The sequence below is a fragment of the Microcystis sp. LEGE 08355 genome, from assembly GCF_015207185.1.
GTDB classification, from domain to species: domain Bacteria; phylum Cyanobacteriota; class Cyanobacteriia; order Cyanobacteriales; family Microcystaceae; genus Microcystis; species Microcystis panniformis.
The window spans coordinates 1-6,695 of record NZ_JADEXI010000241.1 but is presented as its reverse complement, the minus strand read 5'-3'; the positions used below and the strand labels follow the sequence as shown (position 1 = coordinate 6,695).

The following is a 6,695-nucleotide window of genomic DNA, read 5'->3' as shown; positions in this document are numbered from 1 at the left end:
ACATAGGATCGCCGACGCGAGTTAAAGGGATATCGCGACGCTGTTTAATCCGCAGGAATAGTTCCCGTTTCGGGTTGAGTCCTTCTCGCACTTCGGCCCGCACAGCTTGCACATCTTCGAGAGGCCAATCGAGATCAATGCGACGATTTTTGCCAGGGTAGCCCCAACGAAAGATTTTAACTTTGCCGGTTTCCTTGTTAAACTCGTTGTAACCACCTCCGACATTCCAGAGGAGAGATAACCAGAGATAGATGGCTAAAAGCGTCCCCGCAGTGCCATAAAAGAGGAGGGCGACTCCTTGGGGAATAAATTGTAAGGAACTGGTATCGCTAACGAGAAGTAGATTGACCTTCAAATAACTGGAAAGACCGGCGAGGAGAAACCCTAGACCGCCAATAGAGACGATTACAGCCCAAAAATAGTTACTAGGGCGACGCGCTCCCACTACTTCTTGCCTTAGGATTAGGCTATCTTTACTTGTTGTTTGCGCTTTCATGAATTCTTTTTAAGGTTGCCTAGAGTTATTTTACCAGCTTTTTTCTCCCCACTTGCCCAACCCCGACCTAGGGGGTTGATGGGGAGCGGAATGCCGCCAAGATAACTCATACACTTTTTCTCTGATTAAGATCAAGGGTACTCTGTACCGGCGATTGCCTTCCAGAAAAGGTGATAAGCTTCCAGAAAAGTTATCGAAAATTTAGTTGGTTAATGCTTCGATTTCTTTGATTGCTTGATCAATTCCTTCTTTAACTTTGCTCAATCCAGTCAAAAAGTATTGCCAATGACCGTGTTTGCCGTCGGTATTAATGGCATTACACCAGCGTTTAGCGGCTGCTTGCTTGACTTCCCTCAGTTCGTCCCATCCTTTAGTTTCTAGGATTAAATAGTTAGATTTAGCGGTCTTCAGACGGATAATAAAGTCTGGGATATAATCATGGTCTTCCCCATTATGAAAATAGGGAATACTAAACCCTAAGCGTTCATTTTTAACAAAGGCTGCAGTGGCGGGATGATTGTCAATAATATAGGCGGCTGCCTGTTCCCATTGATCGGTATCAGCCACCACACAGTTAAGGTGAGACTTGACTACCTCTCTCACAGGTTTGCCGGTGAAGAAGTTAATATCATCGGTTGAACCGTTGCCTAGATGTGCCTCATATTTGGGGATTTCTGGGGCTTCTCCGGCGCCGCTGTCGGGATAAATGGACTCCGAGAGTTTTTCAATTACCCAACCGTAATAGGGGGAAAGAAACAGATCGAGAATGTGAGCGGGTTCTACTACTTTAACCTTTTCAGTTAGGTAGCGATCGCAGATATTTCTTAATTGGGGAAACAAGACATGAGGGGGTGCTTGACATTGCTCGGTTTGGCAGTAAGTGCGAGTTAAATCGGCCGCTAATTCAAAGACTAATTCTTGTAATCTTTTTCCCTGACGGTAAGGGTTGAGATCAAGGCTTTCCAGTTTGCCAGGACCGGATAGACTATGACGACCTTGGTTATTAGCTAGAGTAGCTTTAACTTGGACTTCGGGGGCAATTTTTAAGGGGTTGATTTCTAAAGCGGCGATGGCTTTCCAGTCAACGGTGACTCGGTTTTGTACGGCTTGGGTATAGCCTTTAACTCTGGGAAATTCTAGGCGATATTGGGATTTTTGCGGCACTGAGTAAACATGATAGCGTTTTTCTGGCTGAGGTTTTGCCCCTTGGGGATTAGCTTTAAAGGGAACAACTTCAAAGGGAACTCCGAAAATTGTTGAAGTTTCTTCGGCAAATTTTTTATCGTCGGTGAGGTCATAACTGCGCCTTCTTAACCCCCTACCTACCACCTGCTCACAGAGTAATTGGGATTGAAAGGGACGAATCCCAATAATATGTTTTACGGTGGAACAGTCCCAACCCTCCGTCAGCATTCCTACAGAAATTACACATTTTATATCGCGACCGGGGGGGTGAAACGGTCTAGCTAATTTCTCAGCTAGTTGAGCAAATCCTTCGGGATAAATATCGCGTCCTTGGTCATCTTTTGTCCATTGAGTTTTACCAATGGTGTCTAAAGTCAAGCGCATCCATTTACTTTCATCGGATTTACTTTCACCCGATTCTAATTCTTCAACTACCTTAGAATCGACTCTAATCGTGTTAGTTTCTCCCTCGCTATTACGAAGCGATCGCAGGTTAGAGGAGGGTAAATCATTCGGTCTGATATCTTCTGCTATCCATTCATAGAGACATTTAGCAATCTTGGTATTCTTACAGACAATAATAAATACAGGCGGTCTGGGATCATCGGAGGCTGCCCATTCTTGTTTGATTTGTTCCCACTGTCCCCCTAATAAGGTGATGGGATGTTGCACATATTTGAGGATAGCTTCCGGTGTAGGATTTATTCCTTTACGCCGTTCAGATCGGGTCATTTTCTTCATTAACCATTCCCAGATATTAAAGTAAGCTAAATCTGAAACGGCCGCGCCGGTGGTATCTCTAACGGGTAATTGAGGAATTTTAACTAAACCTGATTCAATGGCATCCATTAAACTAAAATCACTGACGACCCACTCAAAGGGTTTGTTAGTATTCTGTTTGGAAGATTTTAAGTAATAGGGAGTAGCGGATAGATCCACACAGAAATTAATGCCTCGATATTTGTTAATTCTATCTAATCCCTCCAGCCAAATTGTGGCTTCTTTTTCTTGATATTTTTCCGATTCTAGCTCATCACCAGCATCATTTTTATCCGGAGATATCCGAGATATCCGATAAGCATGATGCGCCTCATCATTAAAGACTAAAATGTTACCTTTATTCCCCACTTCTTGGGTTAAGATTCGTTTAATCCAAGCGGCATCACTTTCTAAATAGCGGGTACTTTCAACTTCGACTTCTTTTAAATTTCCCTGTGCATCGTATTTTTCCCCTCCTTCAGCGACTTTTAACTGACCTAAATTTCGCTGTTGTCGATAGCTGTCTAAGTCTAGATAACGCTGTCCCCTGGCTGTGGTATTTCGTTCGCCAATTCTGACAGTTTCCTTAGTAGTGACGGGGACTCCCACTTTCACCACTTTGGCAGTTTCATTACCGGCAGTGGCAGGCGCTCGCTTTTCAAAAATATGCCAATTTGTCACCAAGACTTTACCCTGTCTCAGTTTGTCCATCAGGTGAGAGGGTACGAGGTCACGGGTACGGTATAAGGAAGCTTCGCCGTTGTCGGGGTTGAGTTCCTGCAATCTGCTTTTAATGGTGATATTGGGACAGATAATCAGGACAACATCGGAGAATTTAGCGTTACTGCGATCTGCTACTTTGTTGAGGATCGACCATGCTGCTAACATCCCCATCACTGTTGTTTTGCCGCTTCCAGTGGCCATCTTACAGGCGTAGCGGATGAAAGCTTTCAGGGTGGTGTCAATGGGGGTGTCTTGGGGAATGTGAATCCCTTGGCGAAAGTCGGCCCGTGATTCAATCAGGAAAATGATGGTTTCTACTGCTTCTTTTTGAGCAAAAAATAGGCGATGTTCTCTTCCTTCTCGGTTCCAATAGTCCAATAGTTCTAAGGTAGTACGACTGACCCCGGGATAGTTTTCTTTTCTCCATTCTTTGACTTTGTTCCTGATGCGGTTAACCAAGGTCATTTCATAACCCGGAAAAAATTCATCGGGGGGTGAAAGTTTGAGAACTTTTCCTAATTCCCATTCGCTGTCACCTTCTCGGGGGGGATAGACAATAGCCGGTCTTCTCCCTTCTTTTAATTCTGGTTCATAACCTTCTCGGATGAACCAATAACGGGAGGGTTCATCAAAGGGGGAATTAAGGATAGGTTCGTTGACTTCGTAGGACATACACTTATTTAGGATTTTTTTCTTAAGTATTAACTCAAGGCAAATTCGGTTAAACTGCGTTTATAGGGAGCCTGAAAACCTAAGACTATATCTTGTTTGGGAACACCAGCCGCGATTAATTGATTGGCAATGCCGATTTCTGTTCCATCTCTTTGAATCCAGATTTTGTCATCTTTTATGTCAAGATGAATAATCACACCATAGATTCGCTTTTGCTCTTTCCACCCAATATTTAAGACTTGGTAATGATGGCGTTTTGTGTCAAAAATAAGTTGATTTTCTGTGTCATTTTTGCTGTCATTAACTGAATGTTTGGTGAGAATGTCTTGAATCAGTTGAGAGTAGTTTATTCTTTCCATAATACCACCTCTTGTTTGAGAGAATTAAAGATTAAAAGTTTAATTTTATATTCAGCTACAGCGTCTTGAATAAATTGACGAGAGAAAAAGTCTTCATAGGTATCTTGAGGAATTGCTAGATAAAGAATCCTTTCGGGTTGTTCCTGTCTTAATGCTAACCGATAATTGAGGATTTGTCCTAATGCGAGATGAAATTCGGTAACTTCTGATGCGCCTAAAAAAGATTTAATCTCTATGGCAATTTTTTGACCTGCCTTTTCGGCGGCAATTAATCTTTCCGCGCCTAAGTCGATGTAAAATTCTACGTCATTGACTTTCAGATAAAGGGGATCATGGGTGATATTCCAGCCATCTTTTTCGAGGGCAATACATACGGATTGATGAAAAATATCTTTGGCTGACATAGAATTTTCTCAGTATAAGCAAGCTCGATAAACGGCTGATTTAACTTCATCAAGGGTTCATCAAAGGGTGAGTTGAGAATCGGTTCGTTGACTTCGTAGGACATTTCGATTTTTGATTTTGGATTGATTAATTTCCTAATAAATCTTGAGGTTGAATGATGGTGATGTGAGGAACAAGGATGAAATCATCAGGATTAAAGGTTAGTAAATGAGTAATATTATGGGATTGCATTACGGCTAACAGCCTGATGTCATGGGTTCGTTTTCCTTTAATGTTATGATTAACGACCAGTTGAAACCAGTGGAGAAAAATCTCTGGGGTTTCTTCTAATAAAGAGAATTGAGAAAGAAGATTGTTAATTTCTTGTTGCGTTTGTTGTGGATTCCAACCTAGACCATTAACATCAAGTGGACGAGTAGCAACTACCCAAAATTCAATTAATACTTGAGAGGTAATCAAACAAGTGTCACCGTGTTGAAGGATATAGTTAATAGCATCTCTAACCAGAGAATACTGAGAGGAATTCCGGTCACTGCCTCGTAAAAGAATGTTGGTATCCAGTAAATATTGAGTCATTCGTCTTCGTACATACTGTCTCGGTGTAAGGCTTCATCGGGTAAGGGAGGATTAGAGGATTTATGACTATCAACCCATGCTAACCAATTAGCCGAACGTTGTTCTGGGGTTAAATTAGGATTGGGTTTAGGCAGGGTTGACTTTTGGCTCAGGAATTGGGTAAAGTCTAAGACTTCCTGTTGTTTGTCTGGGGGTAATTTTCGGAGATATTCTATAATATTTTTTTCGATATTCATAGAGTTATTGTATTGAACATTAAGTGTAACTTCTCACTCTTTAATATTAAATCCTATATTTCGATTGGGTTATTTTCTGAATTAGTCATAACTCTACCTCTTACAAACTCTTAACCACTAACAACTCATTCCCCCGGTCATCAATCACCTTAACGGCAATTTGCCGATGTTCTCCCACTGCAAAAGCTGCGCTGGTTGTCCCTGCTAGATGTTCCCAGACTGATTCCTCATAGGTTCCCTTTAAAGCTTTCTTAATCGAATCCCAAGCGCCGGTACGGGGGAAAAATGCCTGATTGACTTGGAAACATAGGCCGTTGTAGTCAGTATCGAGAAACCAAGCGGGGACATTCTTACCCGGTTCCGAGTCCACTTTCATTGTAACCGGGTCAAACACATCCAACCCCAATAACTCCACTTGATATTTACCCTCAGGGACGGCATTAATCCTAATCTCTGGCAGTCCACAGACGCTGAATATCTGGGAACTCCTCATGTTTTTGAGTAAATCCCCCATCAGCAGGTCTGGAGTTGCTTGGATGTAAGTCGCGGGAATCCCCACCGTATCCTGACAGTTTTCTACAAACTGACGAGCGCTAGGAGCGATCGCAAAGCCAAGGACGAACAGATGGGCGTATTGTTTTTGATAGGCTTCCCCGGCCGCTCTGTAAATGGGCTGTTCTGCGATCGCTCCGTTCTCCGGTCCGAATAGAAACGCCACCGGTTTCTGGGAGAGGGGAAGCTGATTCAGGTTTGCTTCTAGGGCCTGATCTACCACCTCCCCCAAGGTAGCACCTTCTAAATCACTAGCTTTGACCATTGCCTCAGCCGATAGATTCTGGGTTCTTGTCGGCTGTCGCACGTTGTTCAGGGTGATGGTGCGGTTCCCAGACAGACGCAACACGGGAGATTTCCGCAGAATTTCCAACATCCGTTCTTCATAAGAACCGCTATTGTCGATTACCACCGCTGCGCTTTCCGGTTCGTCTTCCATCTCCACCGGAGGCGGTATGGTTCCCTCGATGGTGAAGGGACTACACACCCGCACAATACTGTTATCTACTTCGGGACGGTCAACTAAGATTTCCGATTCGGGGGGTTCATTGTTAGCGATACTTTTCAGGGTGATGTGTGGGACTATTCCCCCAATTTCTTCCCCTTTACCGAAATTTTGGGTTAAAGCCCCGTCCTTTTAGGACGGCTTTTTAAACTATAGCTTGTTAACTTAACTTTTATTGTGCTATACTGATTTTATCTAAGTAACCCGTGCGTAAAATGTTTGTCTTA

The 6,695-nt window shown here is 43.1% G+C and carries 7 protein-coding genes; all 7 read right to left on the bottom strand.

All coding sequences use genetic code 11. From position 1 onward, the window contains the following. On the bottom strand, nucleotides 1-496 hold a 496-nt coding region (locus tag IQ242_RS13245; RefSeq protein WP_193960288.1), incomplete at its 3' end, for a photosystem I assembly protein Ycf4. Nucleotides 497-697: 201 nt separating this feature from the next. Continuing rightward, nucleotides 698-3,835 (bottom strand): BPTD_3080 family restriction endonuclease, encoded by a 3,138-nt coding sequence (locus IQ242_RS13240; RefSeq protein WP_193960287.1) that lies wholly within the window; start codon nucleotides 3,833-3,835, stop codon nucleotides 698-700. 29 nt (nucleotides 3,836-3,864) lie between these two features. Next, entirely contained in the window at nucleotides 3,865-4,194 is a 330-nt protein-coding gene (locus IQ242_RS13235) for a XisI protein (RefSeq protein WP_193960286.1), read from the bottom strand. Continuing rightward, nucleotides 4,182-4,598, bottom strand: coding sequence for a XisH family protein (locus IQ242_RS13230; protein WP_193960285.1), 417 nt, complete (start codon nucleotides 4,596-4,598; stop codon nucleotides 4,182-4,184). The genes IQ242_RS13235 and IQ242_RS13230 overlap by 13 nt, the downstream gene beginning before the upstream one ends. 127 nt (nucleotides 4,599-4,725) lie before the next feature. Further along, nucleotides 4,726-5,175: a type II toxin-antitoxin system VapC family toxin gene (locus tag IQ242_RS13225; protein WP_193960284.1), complete on the bottom strand. Its 450-nt coding sequence runs from the start codon at nucleotides 5,173-5,175 to the stop codon at nucleotides 4,726-4,728. Next, nucleotides 5,172-5,411, bottom strand: coding sequence for a DUF2281 domain-containing protein (locus IQ242_RS13220; protein ID WP_193960283.1), 240 nt, complete (start codon nucleotides 5,409-5,411; stop codon nucleotides 5,172-5,174). Before IQ242_RS13220 ends, IQ242_RS13225 begins: the two co-directional genes overlap by 4 nt. Nucleotides 5,412-5,511: 100 nt before the next feature. Beyond that, entirely contained in the window at nucleotides 5,512-6,456 is a 945-nt protein-coding gene (locus IQ242_RS13215) for a hypothetical protein (RefSeq protein ID WP_228020974.1), read from the bottom strand. Between the last annotated feature and the right edge of the window lie 239 nt (nucleotides 6,457-6,695).